The following is a 22,872-nucleotide window of genomic DNA, read 5'->3' on the forward strand; positions in this document are numbered from 1 at the left end:
TACTCCTTCACGTCAATCATTAAAATAATGCCTGAGTTTCTTCAAACCCAAAACGTATATTCATACACTGAACTGCCTGAGCTGCCGCGCCCTTCAAAAGATTATCCTCAGTACCCACAACAATCAGATGGTCACCCTGTACAGCAAAACCGATATCACAGAACGGTAACCCAACAACGGATTTCAATGCTGGCACTCCTTTGCTGTAAAGCCTTACCAATGGCTTATCTTTGTATGCTTGACGATACACCTCATCTATCTGTTCTACGGTAACACCCGGCTTCAACTTACAGGTAATTGTGGCAAGAATACCCCGAGCGAAATTGCCAAGATGTGGAGTAAAAACCACTCTGGTTCCCAGATGTTCCTCAATCTCCGGTTGATGACGATGGGTAAATATTCCATAAGGTTGCAAACTGATTTCGCAGAAACTGTTGGTCATGCTGGCTTTCCGGCCTGCTCCACTTACACCACTAGTAGCATTAATCACCGGCCAATGGCTGGTATCCAGCAAACCATTTTCCAACAACGGTTTCAGGGAGAGTTGAGAAACTGTTGGGTAACATCCCGGTACAGCAACTAATTGGGCCTGTTTGATTTTTTCAGCCTGCCATTCGGCAAGTCCATATACTGCTTGTGCCAACCATTCAGTATGCTTATGTTTGAATCCGTAGTATTGTTGATAAATCTGAGCATTTTGTACGCGGTAGGCACCGGAGAGATCGAATACAGTGCAACCTGCTGCCAGAAATAACGGCGCAATGTCATGACTAACTTCATGGGCGGTGGCAAGGAAAACCACATCAATCCCTTTAGCAGCATTAATAATATCAGTCAGCGGTTGCAGCGGTAGATCAACAATGCCTTTATACTGTGGATGTAAATCTGAGAAGCATTTATCTGCATCAACGCTCTGAGCAGAAACCATGAGTCTAATCAGATTCGTATGCGGATGACGATGCAGATATGCTGCCAGTTCTGCTCCGGTGTAACCACTTGCACCAACAACCAGCGTATTCAACATAGGATATCTTTACCTTATGCTCAGTATTCAAACGGGATAATGTATTTTTATTCAAAAAAAATGCATGAATATTGATACTATCATGAATAAAGGCTGTCAACAGTGAATATTAAATTACCTCCATTTATTGAGCTATTTCGGCAATTAATCGCGACTCCATCTATCAGCGCCACCGATGTCAGTATTGACCAAAGTAACGAGTCTCTCATCAACCTACTGGCAAGTTGGTTGAAAGAAATTGGTTTCGAGATTGAGATACAGCCCGTCCCCGAAGCCCTCGGAAAATACAATCTACTAGCAACATTGGGGCGTGGCCTAGGTGGATTACTATTGTGTGGACACACTGACACCGTACCCTTTGACGAAGGTCTCTGGACGAAAGATCCGTTCACCCTGACAGAGCGCGATAACAAACTGTACGGTTTAGGTACAGCAGACATGAAAGGCTTTTTCGCCTTTATTATTGATGCGTTGCGGGACATTGATATCAGTAAAATAACCCGTCCGCTGTACATTCTGGCAACCGCAGATGAAGAGACGACAATGGCGGGAGCCCGCTATTTTGCTGCAAGTACCACTATCCGCCCAGATTTCGCTATTATTGGTGAACCCACTTTATTGCATCCTATCTGTGCACACAAAGGACATTTATCGAACGCTATCCGCATTGTTGGCCAATCCGGGCACTCCAGTGATCCAGACCGTGGTATAAACGCCATTGACTTGATGCACGAATCTATTGGTCACCTAATTGAACTACGCAATACGCTAAAAGAGCGTTACAACAACCCGGCATTTACCATTCCACACCCAACCATGAACTTCGGCTATATTCATGGAGGTGACGCAGTAAACCGTATTTGTACCCATTGTGAATTGCATATGGATATTCGCCCGTTACCGGGACTAACGTTACAGGATCTGAACGGACTGTTAAATGAAGCGCTGGAACCAGTGAAGCAACGCTGGCCTGGCCGCTTAACTATCGATGAATTACATTCCCCTATTCCCGGTTATGAATGCCCAACCGATCACAAGATGGTTGACGTGATAGAGAAACTGCTAGGCCGCAAAGCTGAAACGGTCAACTACTGTACCGAAGCACCATTCATTCAGAAAGTATGCCCAACTTTAGTCCTTGGCCCTGGTTCTATTGAACAAGCACATCAACCGGATGAGTTCATTGATATGTCATTTATTAAACCCACCAGAAAGATAATTTCTCAGTTAATAGATCATTTTTGTCTAAGCAATAATTAATTGTTTTACTCGTCCCCCAAAAGTCAGGGGGACTCAAACATCATAACAATTAACAAAAGTACTCTTCCCAAGCTTTCTGATACATAAGTAATACTTATAGACCATGACCTACCATTAAATTTTAGAAATTTCGCCCAAACTGATTATTTTCTGATATGAATATGAGGGCTTAGGGTCAATGCAACACTGTGGCGCCACAAAAAATAACTTCCCGCCACTTAAATGAAATTTTTCTACAGGAACAGAATCAACATCCTGCCAGCAATAAAGGCTAAGAGTCACATGAACCAACAATATTCTGCAATGCGTAGTAATGTCAGCATGCTAGGTAAGCTGCTCGGAGACACGATCAAAGAAGCTTTAGGGGAAGATATTCTCGATAAAGTTGAGACAATCCGCAAATTATCCAAATCGTCCCGCGCAGGTAATGAAGCACACCGCCAGCAGCTATTATCTACATTGCAAAACCTATCTAATAATGAACTGCTACCAGTTGCCCGTGCTTTCAATCAATTTCTCAACCTGACAAACGTCGCAGAACAATATCACAGTATCTCCCCGCATGGTGAAGCTGCCAGCAACCCCGTTGCGTTAGCGAAATTATTCACCCGCTTAAAAGAAAAAAATTTCAATAATGACGATCTGAAAAAAGCGGTAAATGAACTGTCTATTGAACTGGTTCTCACCGCTCACCCAACTGAAATCGCTCGTCGTACATTGATCCATAAACTGGTAGCCGTTAACACCTGTCTATCGCAACTCGATCACGATGATCTGGCGGATTATGAGCGTAATAACATTATGCGCCGCCTGCGCCAGTTAATTGCCCAATCATGGCATACCGATGAAATTCGCAAAATCCGTCCTACCCCAATTGATGAAGCGAAGTGGGGGTTTGCTATGGTGGAAAACAGCTTGTGGGAGGCTGTACCAGCATTCCTGCGTGAATTTAATGAACAACTGGAAGAGTCAATTGATTACAGCCTGCCAGTTGAAGCGGTACCTGTCCGCTTTACTTCCTGGATGGGCGGCGACCGAGACGGCAACCCAAATGTCACCTCTGAAGTCACTCGTCATGTATTACTGCTTAGCCGCTGGAAAGCAGCCGATCTATTCCTAAAAGATATTCAGGTTCTGGTTTCTGAGCTATCCATGTCTGAATGTACACCAGAAGTTCGTAAACTAGCAGGTGGTGATGAAATTCTAGAACCTTACCGAGAAATTGCTAAAAAATTGCGGACACAACTCAGCAATACATTGACCTATTTGGAGAAACAACTGAAAGGAGAACAAGTTCTGCCACCAACTGATTTGCTGGTGGATAACGAACAGCTTTGGCAACCACTTTACGCCTGTTATCAGTCACTAAAAACCTGTGGGATGGAAATCATTGCCAACGGTCAATTATTAGATATCTTACGCCGTATCCGTTGCTTCGGCTTATCGCTGGTACGTATTGATGTACGCCAAGAAAGCACTCGCCATACAACCGCCGTTTCTGAACTGACGCAATACCTGGAATTAGGTGACTACGCCAGTTGGTCAGAAGAAGAAAAACAGGCTTTCCTACTGTATGAACTGCACTCCAAACGTCCATTGATCCCACATAACTGGCAACCAAGCGCTGAAACGCAAGAGGTTTTCGCAACCTGTAAAGTCATTGCCGAGTCACCTCAAGACGCTATCGCCGCTTACGTTATCTCAATGGCTAAAGTACCTTCTGATGTATTAGCGGTTCACTTGCTACTGAAAGAAGCCGGTTGTCCGTTCACTTTACCCGTTGCCCCATTGTTCGAAACCCTTGATGACCTGAATAATGCCGAAAATGTCATTCAGCAATTAATGAATATTCAATGGTATCGCGAACTGATTCATGACAAACAGATGGTGATGATTGGTTATTCTGACTCAGCAAAAGATGCCGGAGTGATGGCTGCGGCATGGGCGCAATACCGAGCACAGGATGCCTTGATCAATGTTTGTGAAAAAGAGGGCATTACGCTGACCTTATTCCACGGTCGTGGCGGTACTATCGGCCGTGGCGGTGCGCCAGCACATGCTGCTCTGCTTTCCCAACCACCGGGAAGCCTGAAAGGTGGCCTACGTGTGACCGAACAAGGCGAAATGATCCGCTTTAAATTCGGTCTGCCACAGGTCACTATCAGTAGCTTAGCCTTATATGCCAGTGCGATTCTGGAAGCAAACCTCCTACCACCGCCGGAGCCTAAACTGGAATGGCATCAGGTGATGGATACCCTGTCTGATGTTTCCTGCAAGATGTATCGCGATTATGTACGTGAACAGCCCGATTTTGTGCCTTATTTCCGCGCGGCAACACCAGAACAGGAATTAGCTAAACTGCCTTTAGGTTCTCGTCCAGCCAAACGTCATCCGGCGGGTGGTGTGGAAAGTTTACGCGCTATCCCGTGGATTTTCGCCTGGACACAGAATCGCCTAATGTTGCCAGCCTGGTTAGGTGCAGGTGCCGCGCTACAACAAGTTATCAATGATGGAAAACAGGATGTATTAGCAGAAATGTGCCGTGATTGGCCTTTTTTTACCACTCGGATTGGTATGCTGGAAATGGTCTTCGCCAAAGCTGATTTATGGTTGGCAGAATATTATGATCATCGTCTGGTTGATAAGAACTTATGGCCGTTAGGTCAGAAACTGCGCAAGCAACTCTCCGCGGATATTAAGACGGTATTAGCCATTTCTAAAGATGAACACCTAATGGCAGATTTACCATGGATTGCAGAATCAATCGCCCTACGTAATGTTTACACTGATCCACTAAACGTCTTACAGGCAGAACTATTACTGCGTTCCCGTCAGCAGCAACATCCCGATCCTCAGGTTGAACAAGCGTTGATGGTAACCATCGCCGGTATCGCAGCAGGAATGCGAAATACAGGTTAGTTGCTGTCAGATAGGCGACAATCTCCTCGCGACGGTAGTGACAATATTGAGCACAGTACTGGCATCTTTTGTCTCCAGACAACCCAGCACAAAATGTGCTCAATAGACAACGAAAAAGAGGTTATTCTCCACCAAGTGAAGCGTAATTAAAGAAAAATTCCTTATAATTTATCCACCTTTGTTCCGCAGTGAAATAAGCAAGCAAACAATCACCCCCGCAAAAATTTCGATCATTACATAAATAAAATTTAATAATGTGATTTTCGCTCACTTCCCTAGAATTGGATTTTTCGATTTCTAAGAGGATTTAATCATGAAGAAAAATAAACTTGCTATGCTGCTATCTCTTGCTTCCTTATTTGGCGTTAATGCCTATGCCCAAACAGAGCAACCGAAGGAGGTCTCTACTGCTCAAAATGCCCTGGCAGCGCAATCCCAGCTACTGCCTAACCCTGAAAGCCCCATCCGAGCTGAAGAGAAGGAGCTCAACACTAAGTCTGAGGTAGCTTACGTCGCCGCACCTCCGCTAACCAATATGTGGGTCTATGCCGTTGGCTCGACGAATTGCGGATGGGAATACACTTCCAACTTGCCGGTGACAAACTGCAATCACGGAGGACAACAGCTCCGCGCCGCCGTTCTGGAAATTGGCTACGGCTACAACTCCTTTGCTTGGATGAACGGCGCTACACTGCCATACTCACTGTACTCTTCTACACCAGTTTGCATTACAAACGGGCACTACAATTGGCCATGTGCTGCGGGCCAAATTGTGGTTGGCTTCCTGAAAGAATACAGCCTCGATGGCTACCAGAATGGTATCTTCAGTTACCAGAACACTTCTGCTAATTGGCCTCGAAATACCATGTCAACGCAGATCAGCATTCTTTGACCTGCTAAAACCCATTTAGGCGTCTATTAAGAGGGGCGGGAAACCGCCCTTGTTCATTTTTACGCACAGGTATCGACGCCGATGGTTTAGCCTCGTAATTAGGCAAATATATAAAATTAATTTAAAAGTTTACCTAGGTGAATTTCTCACAAATTATTTCCGTTAGGCTCCCTCTGTAGGAGTGCCTGTACCCAGTAATAAAGTCATTAATCAACGAATGGCATAACGAATGCACAAAATAATATCGCTCGTGGCTTGCAATAATACACCGGATTAATCTCTTAAAGCTTCTTAAGGTTTTTCACCTAAACTTTGTGCCACGAACTCCCTTGAATACTTAACGGCGGCCATTCTTGGCTTTCAGTAATAGGTGCCGTAGCCGTAAGGTCCCTGGCTTGCTGTAACATCCGCTCGACCAAGTTGGTCAACAGCTCAGCATCCAGCCTCTCCAACCATTCACGGCTCCAAAGCAGAGTCTCTCCCTCACCACTACGGCTCAGTTGCAATGTTGGCCAATCGGCCAGTGTAGCCAACGAACAAGGTTCGACATCACCTAGTGGAATAAACAAAGTTACCAACTCATCGCGTTGGCGGATATGCAAACTAAAAGGGCCGAGAGGCAGATCGAGCCCCTCCGAATGCAGAGATTCTTCGGTCTGCCCAAGGCGTCGGCACAGTTCCGATAATAAGGCATTGAACATGGTTACCCTTGTTACCTTTTATGGTTGTCAAACACAGATTCAGTCGGCGGCCACAGGTTAGCGATCGGAGGATTACTCGACGTGCCTTGCAGTTTACCACCTATGGTCGCAGCCCAAGGATCGATGACATATGCCTGGGAGCCCCAAGTTTCGGGTTTGCTGAGCTCACTATTGGGATCACGACCGACCACCACGAAGCAGTGGGTCTGGCTATGCCCCTTGGCGCCACGATGAGCGACTACCTCAATGCGCTGCTGGTCATTTTGATTGTGCTTCATCAGTTCGGCTGCCGCAGAGTAGGCCAAAGTGGTGCAGCAACCAGCCTGAGCTTGAGCGACCCGGACGGCGATAGATTGCAGTTGGTTGAAACTGACGTTGCCTTGTCTAGCGGCGATAGCCGCCATGTTGGACATCATATTGGCCTGGCTGTTACCCCTCAGGCGGTCCGGGCTGTCATTGAATAACCTCAATCTCTCCATGATTTGCTGATAATGAGAATTCTGCTTGCTAACGAAAGTGCCGGCATCAGTGCATGCGTAAGTACCCATCTTCTGTAAAGCTGGCATAGCCTGCTGCAACATCGCTTGGGGACCGGCCGTCATCACCTTTGGCTGGAGTGTGCGCACCACAGCGCCTTGTTCCGCCAGAACCTGTTTAAGCTCGGCAAGGCGGGAGCTACGGGCCGCCACCTCTTTAGGGTGGTGGTTCTCCCAGTGTTGGATAGCATCCTGCACCCGTTGAGCTTGCGCACTGTTGGGAGCACTCTGCAATTGGCGCAGTTCGGTGATCAAATGCTTGAGATCCGAACTCTGGAAATGCAAAGGACCTCGCCGAACAGACTGTTCGAACAAGCGGTTACCCTGTTCAAGTAGGGGAGAAGATGCAGTGTACTGAGGAGCTTGCGTTTGGCTAAGCGGTGTATGGCCGCCAATATGCTGAATATGCATTATTCTTTCCAAAATTAAGTTGAGTTGATTAAGAGTATCTTAGTATTTCTCCTGCCCTGTTTATGTAAAAAAGTGACCTGATTTTTATCTGTTTCAGGTGTCAGAGAAAAGGATTCTCCGGGGATAGGTGTCCAAGATTTTCAGGCATTCACAACTGCTTTGAATGACGCTTTCACTCCCAATGCTGCTTTACAAAACGCAATATAAGTAAATAAGTAAATAAGTAAATAAGTAAATAAGTAAATAAGTAAATAAGTAAATAAGTAAATAAGTAAATAAGTAAATAAGTAAATAGGTAAATAGGTAAATATACCTGTCATCCTTCAAGTTGCCTCTTTGTTGGCTGCACTCACTCACCCCGGTCACATAGTTATCTATGCTCCCGGGGATTCGCTCCCTTGCCGCCGCAATGCATCTTGAAATCCATAAGGTATATTAGTCGAATCCGCCGATAATAAGAATTCACTCTTTATAACAATACTGCGAAAAAAATATGCTCTTACTAAGCAACATTTCTTAATAAGAGCCAATGATTAAGGACGAACACCCAAAGTATGACAAATTGCATAACTCAGTTCTGCGCGGTTTAAGGTATAAAAATGAAAATCCTTCACACCTTCGCGGCTTAAAATCTTCACCATATCCATTGCGATAGAAGCACCAACCAGATTAGAGCTTTCAGGGTCATCATCCAGCCCCTCAAACATTCTGGTCATCCAGCTTGGAATACGAACATTGGTCATTGTCGCAAAACGTCGAAGCTGACGGAAGTTGGATACCGGCAGAATTCCCGGTACGATTTCCACATCAATTCCGGCGGCAACACAGCGGTCACGAAAACGCAGATAGCTTTCCACATCAAAGAAAAATTGGGTAATAGCCCGGTTCGCCCCCGCATCAATTTTTCGTTTTAGGCTAATCAGGTCAGCCTGAGAATTTTTTGCCTCAGGATGAACTTCAGGGTAGGCAGCTACTGAAATATCAAAATCAGCTTCTTTCTTAAGTAATTCAACCAGATCAGCACCATACATTTTGGGTTTTTCACTGTTATCCGGTAAATCACCCCGCAAAGCCACAATATGGCGAATACCATTTTTCCAATAATCACGGGCAATTTCGCACAATTCATCGCGGCTGGCATCAATACAAGTAAGGTGCGGAGCCGCTTCAAGGCCGGTTTTTTCTTTTATTCCCTTGATTATGCTATGGGTACGATCACGCTCGCCAGAGTTAGCACCATAAGTAACAGAAACAAATTTAGGCTTGAGGGTGCTCAGGCGATTAATGGATTTCCACAGGGTTTTTTCCATCTCGGCTGTACGCGGTGGAAAGAATTCAAATGAAACACGGATCTGTCCTTCCAGTTCAGCCAGATTCTGATTCAGCGCCTCGCGCTGATTTGCGTGAAAAAAACTCATATCCTGCACCTCGTTAACAAGCGGAATAATTTCCCATCTTAATAATTTGCCAGTTACTTTTATTTGAACATCTAAACACCTATACGTTTAGACGTCCAAATAAGATGAGGGATCGGCATTTTTTAGTCAACAACAAAGTTGAGTTAAATCGGTGAGGAATATTCACCCTGAATCGGAAAAAAATTCATTGAGGAATCTTTAGTAGATCGATGCCTAAAACAGCAATGAGGAAAGATGCCCTGTTCAGAACATCCACCCTCTCGTTACCTCAAATATCAAGCGAAGGAAATCACATTTGATCAATCAGTGGAGGCTAGAAAGCTTAAAGCAGTTGTGACAAACGGTTAAGATCAGACTGAATCGCTCCGGCGGTCACGTCCCGACCTGCCCCCGGCCCACGGATCACTAACGGATTATCACGATACCAACGGCTCTCAATCGCAAACACGTTGTCGCACGGTAGCAAAGACGCCAATGGGTGATCAGGACGTACCGCCTCAACACCCACCTTTGCCTTACCATTCGCATTAAAACGGGCAACATAACGCAGCACCATGCCCATTTCCTGCGCCGCGGCTAATCGCTGCACCATCTGCGCATTGATAGCACCGCTATTATCAAAGAATTGTTCAATAGAGCCTGATTCTGCTTCTTTCGGCACCAGTGACTCAACACGCACTTGCTCTGGCTCAATCTCATACCCTGCTTCACGGGCAAGGATAATCAATTTACGCATCACATCCTGACCAGACAAATCAATACGCGGATCAGGTTCTGTCAATCCCTGTTGCCACGCCTGTTCAACTAAATCACTAAACGGTACTGAACCATCAAATTGCAGAAACAGCCAAGATAATGTGCCGGAGAAAATGCCACTAATGGACAAAATGGTATCACCACTCTCCCGTAAGTCCCTCACGGTATGATTGATAGGTAAGCCAGCGCCAACTGTTGCATTGTAAAACCAATGGCGACCTGTTTTAGTAAATGCATCACGAATGAAACGATAATCACTGCTACTGGAAGCACCGGCAATTTTATTGGCACTGATAACATGGAAACCATAACTGGCAAAATCACTGTAACATCGAGCTAGTTCTTCACTCGCCGTCACATCTAGGATCACCAAATCGTCATAAGGATGCGCTCGCATCCACAGAAATAATTCATCAACATCATATTCTGTCGCTTCGTCATCAAAAAAAGCTAATGCTCGACTAGCATCAATCCCTTGATAGTCGAGTAAACTCCGGCGACTATCCGCCACACCGGCCAGAACAAATTCAAAATCACTGCGAGCCGAAATGTTTTTCTGCTCACGAGCGAATAACTCCAACCAACGAGAGCCAATATTTCCTTTACCAAACAAAATCAGACCAATCCGCTTTTCAGCCCGGAACAAACTCTGATGCAACCCCTGGATCACATGTTCAGTCTGATTAGTCCGCAACACAGCGACAAGGCTGATGCCATCCTCCGCATGCCAGATAAATTCTACCGGCTGATCTTTAAGTTGCTGATAAAAACGGTGACAATGTAATGGGTTCTTACATACACCAGCTCCAACCAGTGCCACCAGCGCCAAACCTTCTCTAAGGGAAAGTTTCCCCGGAAGCGTAGCATCTTCCAGCACACACAATGCACTATTCACCACTTCGGAAGTGTAACAGAGCTGAATCAAATTACAGTCTAGATGGATACCTGTCGCCAATGGGCGAATTTGTTCTCGCTTTAACAACAGATCAATATCTTTGTATATCTGTTTAAAATCATGATGAGCGGCCACATGCAACTCAATTAGGCAAACATCATCATGACTAGTAACAATTTTTGCGCCAGTCCCAGAAGCCAAAACCCTTTCAATACGCGTTGATCCTTGCTCCGGCTGGTAGCTGCAACGTAATAGCAAATCAATATCACTGAAGGAAACAGGCTGTAAGGTACGAGCATGCAACACGGGTGCGGCAAGACGAGCAAGTTCGCTGGCTTCATCCAAGCGTAATAGTGGTAACAAACAGGCATCTTTGACTTTTCTCGGATCAGCACTGTAGACACCAGCAACATCACTCCAGATGGTTACCCGCCTCGCCCCTGCCAAAGCCCCAACCTGAGTTGCGGAGTAGTCACTGCCATTTCGCCCCAATAACACCGTTTCTCCATCATGATTACTGGAGATAAAACCGGTCACCACCAGTCGTTTATTTAGGTTTTGTGTTAGCAACTGATTTAGCAATGGTTGGGAAAGGGTAACATCAATTTGCGGCTGAGCCGCCCGTTCCGCGCGTAAAAACTGGCGAGCATCCACCCAAGCGCTAGGAATACCCTGAACTTCAAGCACAGCCGACATCAAACGCGCGGACCAGATCTCTCCGTGGCCCACCACTTCTGCATAAGTCACATCACTAACGGGTTTATCCAGTAATGCACTTAGCTTTTCAAGATCGGCAATAAAACGCTTCACCAACTCTTCAGCAACAGTTTCAGGTAGCAAACCTCTAATCAGATCCTGCTGATAACGGCGCAGAACCTGCTGTACCTGATGGGCAGAAATACGGTCGCTCTGGCTAAGTTTAAGCCAATTAATTAACTGGTTAGTCGTGCTGCCTGCCGCGGATACCACCATTAAATCACCGGGTTGGCTGTAATTAGCCATAATCTTGGCTACCCGTTGATAACATTTCACATCCGCGAGACTACTTCCACCAAACTTATGTAATTGGCGGTCATTTTCCGCCGTTGCAACTACCAGTGCACTCATGGTCACTCCTTTACTACTGCCTGAAATGCATTTTCCAAATCAGCGATTAAATCCTGACTATCTTCAATACCCACAGAAACACGCAATAGTGAATCCGTAATCCCCGCTTCCGCCCTTGCCTGTGCTGACATGCCAGCGTGAGTCATGGTAGCCGTATGAGAAATTAAGGTTTCCACACCGCCCAGTGATTCCGCCAAAGTAAATAACTTTAACTCAGACAGAAAACGGCGTATCGCCTGTTCACTACCATCGAACTCAAAGCTTATCATTGCGCCAAAACCAAATTGTTGCTTACAAGCAATTTCATGCCCAGGATGATCTTTCAAAGCAGGATAAAAAAGTTTTTTCACTAACGGTTGCTGTTGAAGATAATTGACTATCTCCAATGCATTCTTTTGCTGTAACAGGACCCGTGGCGATAAAGTGCGCATGCCGCGCAACAGCAGGTAGCTATCAAACGCCGCACCGGTCACACCAATATTATTCGCCCACCAAGCGAGCTCCGTTGTAACCTCTTCATCCTTTGCAATAATAGCTCCGGCAATCACATCAGAATGTCCATTAAGATATTTAGTACAGGAATGCACAACCAGATCTGCCCCCAACTCCAAAGGCTTCTGTAGTACAGGGCTCAGGAAAGTGTTATCAACAATGACTGTCGCACCTACCTCATGGGAAAGCTGGCATATATGAGCAATATCGACAATACGCAATAAAGGATTACTGGGCGTTTCAATCAATACCAACTTTGGTTTTTTGGACAAGACTTGCTTTAATGCCTGTTCATCACTCTGATCGACAAAAGCCACTTCATAAGCACCGCGTTTAGTCTGGCTGTCAAATAAACGGTAACTGCCACCATAACAGTCATGAGGCGCAACCAACAGATCGCCAGGTTGAAGGAAAACCGTGCATAACAGGTGAATGGCTGACATTCCACTACTGGTCATGATAGCACCCGCTCCCCCTTCCAGCTCAGCTAATGCCTGTTGCACCATATCGCGGCCCGGATTACTCCTGCGGGAATAATCATGTGTCCTTGGCTGATTAAAATCAGTAAAGTTATATGTGCTGGAAAGATATATAGGCGGAACAACACAACCATACTGTTCATCATTATTCAGCCCATTGCGAACTGCTATTGTTGCCGGCTTGCGTGTCATATCAGCTACCACTATCTGTCATAAATTAAGTCAGGGAAGAATATCCGCTACCACAGTAGACGTCAACACATCTAGACATCTAAACCTCTTTACGGTTAGATTAGACAATGGGATAATTATTCATCATAACTAATGCTGCTTTATTTATTAGTAGCCATTAGTTTATCGCATATACTATAACTGTATAATTGATAAGGAAATCACGATAAAATGGCAATATGTCACAACGAAAGCTGGTGCTGTTATCTGGCTTAATTTTATGATTTTACGACTATTTAAGGTACCCCATGGCTGAGTGGAACGGTGAATATGTCAGCCCTTATGCTGAACATGGCAAAAAAAGCGAACAAGTGAAGAAAATCACAGTCTCGATTCCTTTGAAAGTGTTGAGAATCCTCACTGATGAACGCACTCGTCGCCAGGTCAATAACCTGCGTCATGCAACTAATAGTGAATTGCTGTGTGAAGCATTCCTGCATGCATTTACTGGACAGCCGCTACCCGATGATGCTGATTTACGTAAAGAGCGTAATGATGAAATCCCAGAGGCAGCCAAAAAAATCATGCGGGAATTAGGTATTGATCCTGATACCTGGGAATATTGATAGTAGCGAAAAAAACTCCTGTAAAAATTCAGGGATTTTTTATTTTGGCTAAAATGCAAAACGCCCGATGCAAAACACCGGGCGTTAGTACCAGTCGGCCTGTCATCATGGACAGGCTCAATTCTGCAATTATTTGCTGACACCTGGAACATTGAAACGTTTCTTAAAGCGATCAACACGACCACCAGTAGCAACATCACGTTGTTTACCCGTATAGAATGGGTGGCATTGGCCGCATACGTCCAGGTTCAGAGCGTGACCAGCGGTAGATCTAACTTGTATTACATTACCGCAAGAGCAGGTTGCAGTAATTTCTTCATATTTAGGATGAATACCTTTTTTCATGGGATAACCTCTGTTAAGGCCGTGTCGCTATCCAGCCCTGTTGCCGCCAGACACCACACGTCGTGTTGATAAAATGAGTTTGGTATCTTCCGTACCAAAGGCGGCGGATCATACAGAATATCTGCCTATCTCGCAATGAAATCCACTCAACACCTATGGTACTCTATAATCAATTTTTGATTACATTTTAACTTACCTATTGATTTTACGGAATAATTTTATGGTTGTTGTTCAGGTTGCCCTGCCTGTCCCTCTTACCCGCTCTTTTGACTATCTGCTACCCGCAGAGAGTCAATTACCCGTTGCAGGAATGCGGGTAACAGTCCCTTTTGGCAAACGTAAAGCGATTGGTATCGTTACCAGGATAGTTGACAACAGTGATATTCCAGCAGAACAACTGAAAACCATAGAATCTATTCTCGATACTCACTCCTTATTTCCAGAAAACCTTTGGCAATTATTGCTCTGGGCATCCAGTTATTACCATTACCCCATCGGTGAAGTCCTGTTCCATGCATTGCCGGTGCTGCTTCGTCAGGGAAAACCCGCGGAATCAACTCCACTATGGCAATGGCAAGTCACGCCAACAGGCGCTGAATTACCGCTAGCACAACTGAAACGCTCGCCAAAACAGCAGCAAGTACTGGCAACCCTACGCCGTAAAGCAATATATCGCCATCAGATTACAGAACTGGAACTGAGCGAAAGCGCTTTCCAATCGCTCAAAAAGAAGTCACTTATCGATTTATACCCTGTGCAACCTGAATCTGAGAACTGGCGAAATCACTTCCAAATCACCGGCGAACGCCTGAAATTGAATACCGAACAAGCCACAGCAGTTGGTGCTATCCGTGCAGAAGACCAGCAATTCTCTCCCTGGTTACTGGCGGGCATCACCGGATCAGGTAAAACAGAAGTTTATCTCAGTGTGTTGGAAAATATTCTGGAGCAAGGTAAACAAGCGCTGATACTTGTACCGGAAATTGGCCTGACACCACAGACCATCCGTCGCTTCCGTGAACGTTTCAACGCACCGGTTGATGTTCTTCATTCAGCCCTGAATGACAGTGAACGTCTTGCTGTATGGCTACGAGCGCGACAAGGTGAGAACGCCATTGTCATCGGTACACGCTCAGCCCTATTTACCCCTTTCGCCTGCCTTGGCATCATCATTATTGATGAAGAACATGACAGCTCTTATAAGCAACAGGAGGGCTGGCGTTACCATGCCCGTGATTTAGCGGTATTCAGAGCAAAAAAAGAGAATATCCCGGTAATCATGGGCTCTGCGACCCCAGCACTGGAAACACTTTACAATGTGCAACAAGGCAAATACCGCCCGCTAACATTGTCCAAACGGGCAGGTTATGCTCAGCCAGCGACTCAGCATCTGTTGGACTTAAAAGGCTTACCACTCAAAATCGGGTTATCTCAACCACTAATAAAGCGTATTGAAGAACATCTACAAGCCAATAATCAGGTCATACTTTTCCTTAACCGCCGCGGTTACTCACCTGCCCTACTCTGCCATGAATGTGGCTGGATTGCAGAATGCCAACGCTGTGACCATTATTACACGCTGCATCAATACCATCGTCAGTTACGTTGCCATCATTGTGACAGCCAGCGCCCCGTTCCCCGTCAGTGCCCGCAATGCGGTTCTACTCATCTTCAACCTGTTGGCCTTGGCACAGAACAGCTTGAAGACGGTATTTCAGCCCTATTCCCTAATGTACCCGTTACCCGCATTGACAGGGATACCACTAGCCGCAAAGGAACACTGGAACAACAACTGGCTGACATTCACGCCGGAAATGCCCGTATACTGATTGGCACCCAAATGCTGGCAAAAGGTCACCATTTTCCTGATGTCACACTGGTCGCGTTACTCGATGTTGATGGTGCCTTATTTTCAGCAGATTTTCGGGCAGCAGAACGTTTCGCACAACTTTATACACAGGTTTCTGGTCGGGCGGGTCGGGCTGGTAAACGAGGAGAAGTGGTTCTTCAGACTCATCATCCTGACCATCCATTACTGCAAATTTTGCTCAATAAAGGCTACGATGCTTTCTCTATTCAAACTATGGATGAACGCAAAAGTGTGTTTTTACCACCATTTACCAGCCATATTATCTTACGGTCAGAAGATCACGATAATCAGCAAGCACCTGCTTTTTTACAACAACTGCGCCTGCTTTTTGAACACCACCCTTTGCGGGATGATAACTTATGGATCATGGGCCCGGTTCCTGCATTACAGTCAAAAAGAAGTGGTCGTTATCGTTGGCAACTATTAATTCAACATCCATCCAGAACTGTTTTACAAAAAATCATGGCACTGGTTTATCCACAGATAACAGCTTTACCGCAAACCCGAAAAGTGAAATGGAATATCGATGTTGATCCAACTGACAGTTAGTAATTAATCGCCTCTATTTTAAAACACATAACCTGAGCAGATTAAACATACTCTTATTTACTATTTAAAAAATCACACCCAACAATCCGTAACCAATGAAAAATTACTCACTAATTTGCGAGCCATATCGAATAAATGATTTATATCACACTTTTTTACAAACTAAGGAATAAATGAATTTGCCAAACTGTTTAGAATGATCCCTTAATAACATTGTCATAACCTTAAACCGCATGTCGTTACTTTCCTTAAAGTCACTGACGGTTTCCCGGCAACCAGAAAATGACAATCATTTAACTAATCAGTCAGGAAATGAGGAGTGAGTTTTGGAGCAGAAAAAGAATGGCACCTCCGCAACAATGAAAGATGTCGCTGAAGTGGCTGGCGTTTCTACCGCAACAGTATCGAGAACACTCATGAATCCAGAAAAGGTTTCTTCCCAGACCCGACAAAAAGTGGAACAAGCTGTACTGGCTGTGGGCTATTACCCAAATAATTTATCCCGTAATCTTAAACGCGGTGAGTCAAAAACTATTTTAGTGATAGTGCCAAATATCAGCGATCCCTTTTTCACTGACGTGATTTGCGGCATTGAAGAGACAGCGGAACAACATGGCTATCTGGTTTTAATCGGTGATTGCCAACATCAGCAAAAACAGGAACACGCGTTTCTCAACCTGATTGTCACCAAACAAATTGATGGTCTGTTGCTACTGGGTTCGAATATCCCGTTTGATGCCAGCAAAGAAGAACAAAAAAACCTACCACCAATGGTAATGGCAAACGAATTTGCACCAGAGCTAGAACTGCCGACTATTCATATTGATAACCTGACCGCCGCATTCAATGCAACTCATTATCTGCAAACATTGGGACATAAACGCATTGCCTGCCTCTCCGGTCCGGAAAATATACCGATTTGCCGCTATCGCCGTCAGGGATATATCCAAGCATTGCGTCGCTCTGGTGGGACAATTCGTGAAGATTATATTGTCCAAGGTCACTTTACCCATGAAAGCGGCGCAAAGCTGACTGAACAGTTGCTCTCTCTGCTGGATCCCCCTACAGCCATCTTCTGCCACAGTGATGTTATGGCGATTGGCGTGATGTGGCAGGCTAAAAGAATGGGCTTAAAAATACCGGAAGATTTATCAATCATTGGGTTTGATAACTTAAGTCTCGCCATGTACAGCGATCCGCCGTTGACAACCGTTGGACAGCCCAGTTATCAAATTGGTCACAAGGCAATGTTACTGTTGCTAGATCAAATCCAGGGTCACACAACTTCAGGCGGTTCTCAGTTACTGGAATCGGAATTAATTATTCGGCAGAGCACCTGTTCGCCTAAAAGCTAGGCAAATAACCGCAGGTTAAGTAACATATCATTTATTTTCTTTTACTTAAATTACTCAGCGAATTAGACAGTGGCACAACGAGATTATGTGAGTCGCGGGCGTTCAAACACCCGCCGTAAAAATACCGATAAGAAAAAACACCAAGCCCAGGGGCTGCCAAAAGCAACGCTGGTCATCGCGGTAGCCTTAGTCGTTATCTTTATTGGCGGCCTTTACTTTATTACCCACAATAAACAGAAAAGCGAACCAGAAATACTGCCAAAACATTCTCAGCAAAACAATGGATTACCACCAAAACCAGAAGAACGTTGGCGCTATATCAAAGAATTGGAAAATCGCCCCGTTGGCATTGAGACACCACGTGATCCCTCATCCGGGGGGCAAATCAATTCACAAACTCAGCTGACCGCGGAGCAACGGCAGTTACTTGAACAAATGCAGGCGGATATGCGCCAACCGGCGACTTCGCTGCCAGAAGTGCCATACAATGGCGTTCAAGTGCCGCGTTCACAAGTGATCATCAAGCCATCAGCGGAAACACAACAACCGCTGGAAACAAGACCACAACCACAGCCTCAACAAACGTTACCACAACAACCAATGCAGACTCAGCCAGTTCAGCCACAAACTCTACCACCGGCTGAAACCAGTAAACCTAAGGCCGTAGAAAAGGCACAGCGTATGATTTTACAATGTGGTTCATTCCGCAATATGGACCAAGCTGAATCAGTACGTGCCAATCTGGCATTTGCGGGTATTGAAAGCCAGATCACAACGGGAGACGGCTGGCATCGTGTTGTTCTTGGTCCCTACAGTAAAAACACCGCAGAAAAAATGCGGGAACGTCTGAAAGGCGCTGGCGTATCAGGTTGCATTCTCCGTGTTACTAGGGGTTGAAAAATGATAATTCTCCCCCATCTATACATTTATCTATTTTTGTAACCAAGGGCTTACTCGTGACTACAATCGTAAGTGTTCGCCGTAATGGCCAAGTCGTAATCGGTGGTGATGGACAGGCAACGATGGGTAATACCGTCATGAAAGGCAATGTCCGTAAAGTTCGCCGCCTCTATAATGACAAAGTAATCGCGGGTTTTGCCGGCGGTACAGCAGACGCTTTTACTCTGTTTGAACTGTTTGAACGTAAACTTGAAATGCACCAAGGGCATCTGACCAAAGCAGCGGTTGAGCTTGCTAAGGACTGGCGCACTGATCGCATGCTACGCAAACTGGAAGCTCTGCTGGCAGTCGCAGATGAAAATACCTCCCTGATCATTACAGGTAACGGCGATGTCATTCAGCCAGAAAATGACCTAATTGCCATTGGTTCCGGTGGCCCATACGCCCAATCTGCTGCACGAGCAATGCTGGAGAATACCGATCTCAGCGCCAGACAAATTGCAGAGAAAGCGTTAACCATTGCTGGTGATATCTGCATTTATACCAACCATAATCACAACTTCGAAGAACTTCCTTCAAAAGCGTAAGGGTAGATAGTATGTCTGAAATGACTCCACGCGAAATTGTCAGCGAACTTGACAAACACATTATTGGTCAGGACAAAGCGAAACGCGCTGTAGCTATCGCACTCCGTAACCGCTGGCGTCGTATGCAGCTAGATGAAACGCTGCGCTACGAAGTAACACCTAAAAATATCCTGATGATTGGTCCGACTGGGGTAGGTAAAACCGAAATCGCCCGTCGCCTGGCAAAACTGGCAAATGCGCCGTTTATCAAAGTCGAAGCGACAAAATTCACCGAAGTTGGCTATGTTGGTAAAGAAGTCGACTCTATCATCCGTGATCTGACCGATGCCGCGGTTAAAATGGTCCGCCTGCAATCCATCGAAAAAAACCGTTATCGGGCAGAAGAATTGGCAGAAGAGCGTATTCTGGATGCCCTGATCCCACCAGCCAAAAATAACTGGGGACAAACGGAGACGCAAGTCGAGCCATCAGCCGCACGCCAGGCATTCCGTAAGAAACTACGTGAAGGTCAACTTGATGATAAAGAAATCGAGATTGATGTTGCTACCACACCTGTGGGCGTCGAGATCATGGCGCCTCCGGGTATGGAAGAGATGACAAATCAGTTGCAATCTATGTTCCAGAACCTTGCCGGTCAGAAACACAAATCTCGTAAGCTAAAAATCAAAGATGCTTTCAAGCTACTGATTGAAGAAGAAGCCTCTAAACTGGTTAACCCGGAAGAATTGAAACAACAAGCTATTGATTCCGTTGAACAACACGGTATTGTCTTCATTGATGAAATCGACAAAATCTGCAAACGAGGTCAGACCTCAGGCCCTGATGTTTCCCGTGAAGGTGTTCAGCGTGACCTGTTACCATTGGTGGAAGGTTGTACAGTATCCACTAAACACGGCATGGTAAAAACAGACCACATTCTGTTTATCGCCTCAGGTGCATTCCAGGTTGCCAGTCCTTCCGATCTGATCCCTGAATTACAAGGGCGTCTGCCGATCCGAGTGGAGTTACAGGCACTAACTACAAAAGATTTTGAGCGTATTCTGACTGAACCGAGTGCATCCTTGACGGAGCAGTACAAAGCACTGATGGAAACGGAAGGTATGATCATCAGTTTCACGGATGATGGCATTAGCAAAATTGCAGAATCCGCATGGCAGGTAAATGAATCGACCGAAAATATCGGGGCCCGTCGCCTACATACTGTGCTTGAGCGGCTGATAGAAGATATCTCCTTCGAAGCCAGTGAACGTCGTGGCCAGTCAGTTGATATTGATGCCGACTATGTTAAAAAGCATCTAGATGAATTGGTTGCAGATGAAGATCTGAGCCGCTTTATCCTATAATCGGTATATACGATTTCTGATCCGCTATAATGAATCATGGGAGGCTTGCCTCCCATGATTCATTATAAATTTACAGGAGTAAGTGAACTCAGAAATGAACTCATCAACTTCCATCAGTCAAACTCAAGCATGGCTGGAAAGTTTGCGCCCTAAAACGCTACCACTCGCCCTTGCCGCCATTATTACTGGCTCAGCCCTTGCTGCCTGGACAGGGCATTTCAAGCTACCGGTCGCCTTACTAGCGCTATTAACAGCTGCCATACTGCAAATTCTGTCCAATCTCGCCAATGATTACGGTGATGTTATCAAAGGTAGTGACACTGAAAAGCGTATCGGGCCACTACGGGGTATGCAAAAAGGCATTATTACCATCTCACAGATGAAAAAAGCGCTGAAGATTATTGTCCTGCTAACTTGTCTGTCTGGTAGCGCCTTGATTGCCGTTGCCTGTGAAGAACCTAGCGATATATTCGGTTTTTTGGCACTTGGCCTGCTAGCAATTATTGCCGCAATTACCTATACAGTCGGTACAAAGCCTTATGGCTATATGGGACTTGGCGATATTTCAGTACTGATTTTCTTTGGCTGGTTAAGTGTTGCCGGTACTTATTATCTTCAAGCAGGTTTTTTTGACTCGGTTGTCATACTCCCGGCGACAGCCTGTGGTCTTCTCTCTGCTGCTGTTTTAAATATCAATAACTTGCGTGATATTGAAGATGACAAACGGCATGGCAAAAACACCCTGGCCGTCCGTCTGGGCCCTAAAAAAGCCCGTCATTATCATGGATGTTTAATAATCACAGCAATACTCTGCTTGGTATTATTCACCATACAAAACCCGGCTGGCTGGTCAAGCTGGTTGTTCTTGCTCGCTCTGCCTTGGTTGTTCAAACATATGTGGTATGTACTTAATGAACCCACACCGGAGGGAATGCGACCAATGTTGGGACAGATGGTTAAGGCGGCATTATTGACTAATATTCTATTTTCAGTTGGTCTTATTTTTAATTAGACAGTATTTGTGCTGTTTTTCCGAAGGTGTTGTAACTTAATCATTCTGGATACCTGTTAACAATATCAATTTAATAATTGATGATTTTGCTAACATCGGCCTGAAAGGGATATACTTACTGTTCCATACCTTAACCAGACGTAAATCCTATGAAATATGATACTTCCGAGCTTTGTGACATCTATCAAGAAGAAGTAAATGTGGTAGAGCCTATGTTCTCCAATTTTGGCGGGCGTACTTCATTTGGTGGTCAAATCATCACGGTTAAATGCTTTGAAGACAACGGGTTACTGTACGACCTGCTTGAAGACAACGGTCATGGACGCATTTTACTGGTAGATGGTGGTGGTTCTGTACGCCAAGCATTAATTAACGCTGAGTTGGCACAACTCGCTATGCAAAATGGATGGGAGGGCATTGTTGTTTACGGTGCTGTACGTCAGGTTGACCAGTTAGCAGAGTTCGACCTCGGCATTCAAGCTATAGCCGCTATTCCTGCTGGCTGTCGTGATGAAGGGACCGGCGCAAGCGATATCCGGGTGAATTTTGGTGGTGTCACCTTCTTCTCTGGCGATTATTTGTATGCCGATAACACCGGTATCATTTTGTCTGAAGAACCACTGGGACTTGATGATAACGAAGAAGATGAGATCATCTGATGATAACGTATGATGAAACTAAGGGCGATTTTTCAGATCGCCCTTCTTTTGTCTGTTGGAAATTTTAATTACTGAACATCTTCCATTTTGCCTAACAAGGCACGCAAACGTTCTTGCCATACTTGTTGCTCTTGTTTTAATTGCTCATTTTCATGAGCCAGAGACTCACGGCCGCTGGTTGCATTCTGGATCTCCTGAGACAAAGATCGATTTTTTTCTTTTAATTCTTCAATTTCCATTTGTAGCAGGGTAATAGTATCAATCGCCTGCTGAACCTTGGCTTCCAGCTTTTCAAACACTTCAAATGACATTCTCGGTTCCCCCTTATAAGCAATTGTCTGATTGTATGTAGCCAAAGCTCCCCTGTCTAGCAACATCCCCAACACATGAAAAATAACTACCAAATAAAAAGCTCAAAATGTCTCACACTTTAATTTTCCTGATTACCATCGAATCTCAGCTAGCTTGAGTAAATACTCAGGTATAGGTGCTGCCCGGATACATGAATAAATAAGCTGTTCGAATGTTTTTTTAAGGTTAAAGCGCCAATTGAACCTGAAACAGA

Annotated in this window: 20 protein-coding genes and 1 pseudogene; 11 read left to right on the forward strand and 10 right to left on the reverse strand. The window is 45.2% G+C overall.

The window, feature by feature from the left end; all coding sequences use genetic code 11:
- Positions 1-19 precede the first annotated feature (19 nt).
- Entirely contained in the window at positions 20-1,024 is a 1,005-nt protein-coding gene (gene argC / locus CKY02_RS19165; protein ID WP_112896525.1) for an N-acetyl-gamma-glutamyl-phosphate reductase, read from the reverse strand.
- A 102-nt stretch (positions 1,025-1,126) separates the two neighbouring features.
- On the opposite strand from argC, the gene argE reads away from it, so the two are divergent.
- The 3 genes from argE (at position 1,127) to CKY02_RS19180 (ending at position 6,095) form a co-directional block, all read left to right on the forward strand.
- Positions 1,127-2,284, forward strand: coding sequence for an acetylornithine deacetylase (gene argE, locus CKY02_RS19170; RefSeq protein ID WP_112896526.1), 1,158 nt, complete (start codon positions 1,127-1,129; stop codon positions 2,282-2,284).
- A gap of 282 nt (positions 2,285-2,566) precedes the next feature.
- On the forward strand, positions 2,567-5,203 hold the full coding sequence (gene ppc, locus CKY02_RS19175) for a phosphoenolpyruvate carboxylase (protein WP_112896527.1): 2,637 nt from the start codon (positions 2,567-2,569) through the stop codon (positions 5,201-5,203).
- A gap of 313 nt (positions 5,204-5,516) precedes the next feature.
- Complete coding sequence (locus tag CKY02_RS19180; protein WP_112896528.1) at positions 5,517-6,095, forward strand: YolA family protein; 579 nt, start codon at positions 5,517-5,519, stop codon at positions 6,093-6,095.
- A gap of 305 nt (positions 6,096-6,400) precedes the next feature.
- Here the strand turns inward: CKY02_RS19180 and CKY02_RS19185 are convergent, their stop codons facing one another.
- From CKY02_RS19185 to metB, 6 genes are all read right to left on the reverse strand, one after another.
- Positions 6,401-6,796: a type III secretion system chaperone gene (locus CKY02_RS19185; RefSeq protein WP_112896529.1), complete on the reverse strand. Its 396-nt coding sequence runs from the start codon at positions 6,794-6,796 to the stop codon at positions 6,401-6,403.
- Between the two features lie 11 nt (positions 6,797-6,807).
- Complete coding sequence (locus CKY02_RS19190) at positions 6,808-7,743, reverse strand: hypothetical protein (protein ID WP_112896530.1); 936 nt, start codon at positions 7,741-7,743, stop codon at positions 6,808-6,810.
- 189 nt (positions 7,744-7,932) lie between these two features.
- Positions 7,933-8,109, reverse strand: a complete 177-nt coding sequence (locus tag CKY02_RS24940) for a hypothetical protein (protein WP_167405339.1) — start codon at positions 8,107-8,109, stop codon at positions 7,933-7,935.
- A 167-nt stretch (positions 8,110-8,276) separates the two neighbouring features.
- A complete protein-coding gene (gene metF, locus CKY02_RS19195; RefSeq protein WP_112896531.1) occupies positions 8,277-9,161 on the reverse strand; it encodes a methylenetetrahydrofolate reductase in 885 nt (294 codons plus the stop codon).
- A gap of 322 nt (positions 9,162-9,483) precedes the next feature.
- Positions 9,484-11,919, reverse strand: coding sequence for a bifunctional aspartate kinase/homoserine dehydrogenase II (locus CKY02_RS19200; protein ID WP_112896532.1), 2,436 nt, complete (start codon positions 11,917-11,919; stop codon positions 9,484-9,486).
- A gap of 2 nt (positions 11,920-11,921) precedes the next feature.
- Entirely contained in the window at positions 11,922-13,082 is a 1,161-nt protein-coding gene (metB, locus tag CKY02_RS19205) for a cystathionine gamma-synthase (RefSeq protein WP_112896533.1), read from the reverse strand.
- 287 nt (positions 13,083-13,369) lie between these two features.
- On the opposite strand from metB, the gene metJ reads away from it, so the two are divergent.
- The gene (gene metJ / locus CKY02_RS19210) at positions 13,370-13,687 is read left to right on the forward strand and encodes a met regulon transcriptional regulator MetJ (RefSeq protein WP_036780112.1); all 318 of its coding nucleotides are present in this window, start codon (positions 13,370-13,372) and stop codon (positions 13,685-13,687) included.
- Between the two features lie 129 nt (positions 13,688-13,816).
- Here metJ and rpmE read toward each other — a convergent pair whose 3' ends face one another.
- Entirely contained in the window at positions 13,817-14,032 is a 216-nt protein-coding gene (rpmE, locus tag CKY02_RS19215) for a 50S ribosomal protein L31 (protein ID WP_112878949.1), read from the reverse strand.
- A gap of 220 nt (positions 14,033-14,252) precedes the next feature.
- Between rpmE and priA the strand changes: the two genes are divergently transcribed.
- The 7 genes from priA (at position 14,253) to rraA (ending at position 22,307) form a co-directional block, all read left to right on the forward strand.
- Positions 14,253-16,451, forward strand: coding sequence for a primosomal protein N' (gene priA / locus CKY02_RS19220; protein WP_112896534.1), 2,199 nt, complete (start codon positions 14,253-14,255; stop codon positions 16,449-16,451).
- Between the two features lie 326 nt (positions 16,452-16,777).
- Positions 16,778-17,806 carry a DNA-binding transcriptional regulator CytR gene (cytR, locus tag CKY02_RS19225; protein ID WP_112896535.1) on the forward strand — a complete coding sequence of 343 codons (1,029 nt, stop codon included), beginning with the start codon at positions 16,778-16,780 and terminating at the stop codon, positions 17,804-17,806.
- A gap of 69 nt (positions 17,807-17,875) precedes the next feature.
- On the forward strand, positions 17,876-18,703 hold the full coding sequence (gene ftsN / locus CKY02_RS19230; RefSeq protein WP_112896536.1) for a cell division protein FtsN: 828 nt from the start codon (positions 17,876-17,878) through the stop codon (positions 18,701-18,703).
- 59 nt (positions 18,704-18,762) lie between these two features.
- Positions 18,763-19,293 carry an ATP-dependent protease subunit HslV gene (hslV, locus tag CKY02_RS19235; protein WP_036780122.1) on the forward strand — a complete coding sequence of 177 codons (531 nt, stop codon included), beginning with the start codon at positions 18,763-18,765 and terminating at the stop codon, positions 19,291-19,293.
- 11 nt (positions 19,294-19,304) lie between these two features.
- Positions 19,305-20,636, forward strand: coding sequence for an HslU--HslV peptidase ATPase subunit (hslU, locus tag CKY02_RS19240; RefSeq protein ID WP_112878954.1), 1,332 nt, complete (start codon positions 19,305-19,307; stop codon positions 20,634-20,636).
- 94 nt (positions 20,637-20,730) lie between these two features.
- On the forward strand, positions 20,731-21,648 hold the full coding sequence (locus CKY02_RS19245) for a 1,4-dihydroxy-2-naphthoate polyprenyltransferase (RefSeq protein ID WP_112896537.1): 918 nt from the start codon (positions 20,731-20,733) through the stop codon (positions 21,646-21,648).
- A 149-nt stretch (positions 21,649-21,797) separates the two neighbouring features.
- Complete coding sequence (gene rraA / locus CKY02_RS19250; RefSeq protein ID WP_112896538.1) at positions 21,798-22,307, forward strand: ribonuclease E activity regulator RraA; 510 nt, start codon at positions 21,798-21,800, stop codon at positions 22,305-22,307.
- A gap of 68 nt (positions 22,308-22,375) precedes the next feature.
- On the opposite strand, the gene zapB is transcribed toward rraA, so the two are convergent.
- Together zapB and CKY02_RS25905 are read right to left on the reverse strand one after the other, a co-directional pair.
- Positions 22,376-22,618 carry a septal ring assembly protein ZapB gene (gene zapB / locus CKY02_RS19255; protein WP_011148831.1) on the reverse strand — a complete coding sequence of 81 codons (243 nt, stop codon included), beginning with the start codon at positions 22,616-22,618 and terminating at the stop codon, positions 22,376-22,378.
- Between the two features lie 132 nt (positions 22,619-22,750).
- A pseudogene (locus CKY02_RS25905) lies at positions 22,751-22,872 on the reverse strand (IS1595 family transposase); the annotation flags it as partial.

The sequence above is a fragment of the Photorhabdus bodei genome, assembly GCF_003287735.1.
GTDB lineage: Bacteria > Pseudomonadota > Gammaproteobacteria > Enterobacterales > Enterobacteriaceae > Photorhabdus > Photorhabdus kayaii.

Bases quoted from the DNA above. Each gene is read 5' to 3' on its own strand.
- metB (WP_112896533.1), bottom strand. From the start codon at position 13,082: ATGACACGCAAGCCGGCAACAATAGCAGTTCGCAATGGGCTGAATAAT.
- CKY02_RS19180 (WP_112896528.1), top strand. From the start codon at position 5,517: ATGAAGAAAAATAAACTTGCTATGCTGCTATCTCTTGCTTCCTTATTT.
- rraA (WP_112896538.1), top strand. From the start codon at position 21,798: ATGAAATATGATACTTCCGAGCTTTGTGACATCTATCAAGAAGAAGTA.
- zapB (WP_011148831.1), bottom strand. From the start codon at position 22,618: ATGTCATTTGAAGTGTTTGAAAAGCTGGAAGCCAAGGTTCAGCAGGCG.
- argC (WP_112896525.1), bottom strand. From the start codon at position 1,024: ATGTTGAATACGCTGGTTGTTGGTGCAAGTGGTTACACCGGAGCAGAA.
- hslU (WP_112878954.1), top strand. From the start codon at position 19,305: ATGTCTGAAATGACTCCACGCGAAATTGTCAGCGAACTTGACAAACAC.
- metJ (WP_036780112.1), top strand. From the start codon at position 13,370: ATGGCTGAGTGGAACGGTGAATATGTCAGCCCTTATGCTGAACATGGC.
- priA (WP_112896534.1), top strand. From the start codon at position 14,253: ATGGTTGTTGTTCAGGTTGCCCTGCCTGTCCCTCTTACCCGCTCTTTT.
- ppc (WP_112896527.1), top strand. From the start codon at position 2,567: ATGAACCAACAATATTCTGCAATGCGTAGTAATGTCAGCATGCTAGGT.
- CKY02_RS19245 (WP_112896537.1), top strand. From the start codon at position 20,731: ATGAACTCATCAACTTCCATCAGTCAAACTCAAGCATGGCTGGAAAGT.
- CKY02_RS19190 (WP_112896530.1), bottom strand. From the start codon at position 7,743: ATGCATATTCAGCATATTGGCGGCCATACACCGCTTAGCCAAACGCAA.
- CKY02_RS19200 (WP_112896532.1), bottom strand. From the start codon at position 11,919: ATGAGTGCACTGGTAGTTGCAACGGCGGAAAATGACCGCCAATTACAT.
- CKY02_RS19185 (WP_112896529.1), bottom strand. From the start codon at position 6,796: ATGTTCAATGCCTTATTATCGGAACTGTGCCGACGCCTTGGGCAGACC.
- metF (WP_112896531.1), bottom strand. From the start codon at position 9,161: ATGAGTTTTTTTCACGCAAATCAGCGCGAGGCGCTGAATCAGAATCTG.
- rpmE (WP_112878949.1), bottom strand. From the start codon at position 14,032: ATGAAAAAAGGTATTCATCCTAAATATGAAGAAATTACTGCAACCTGC.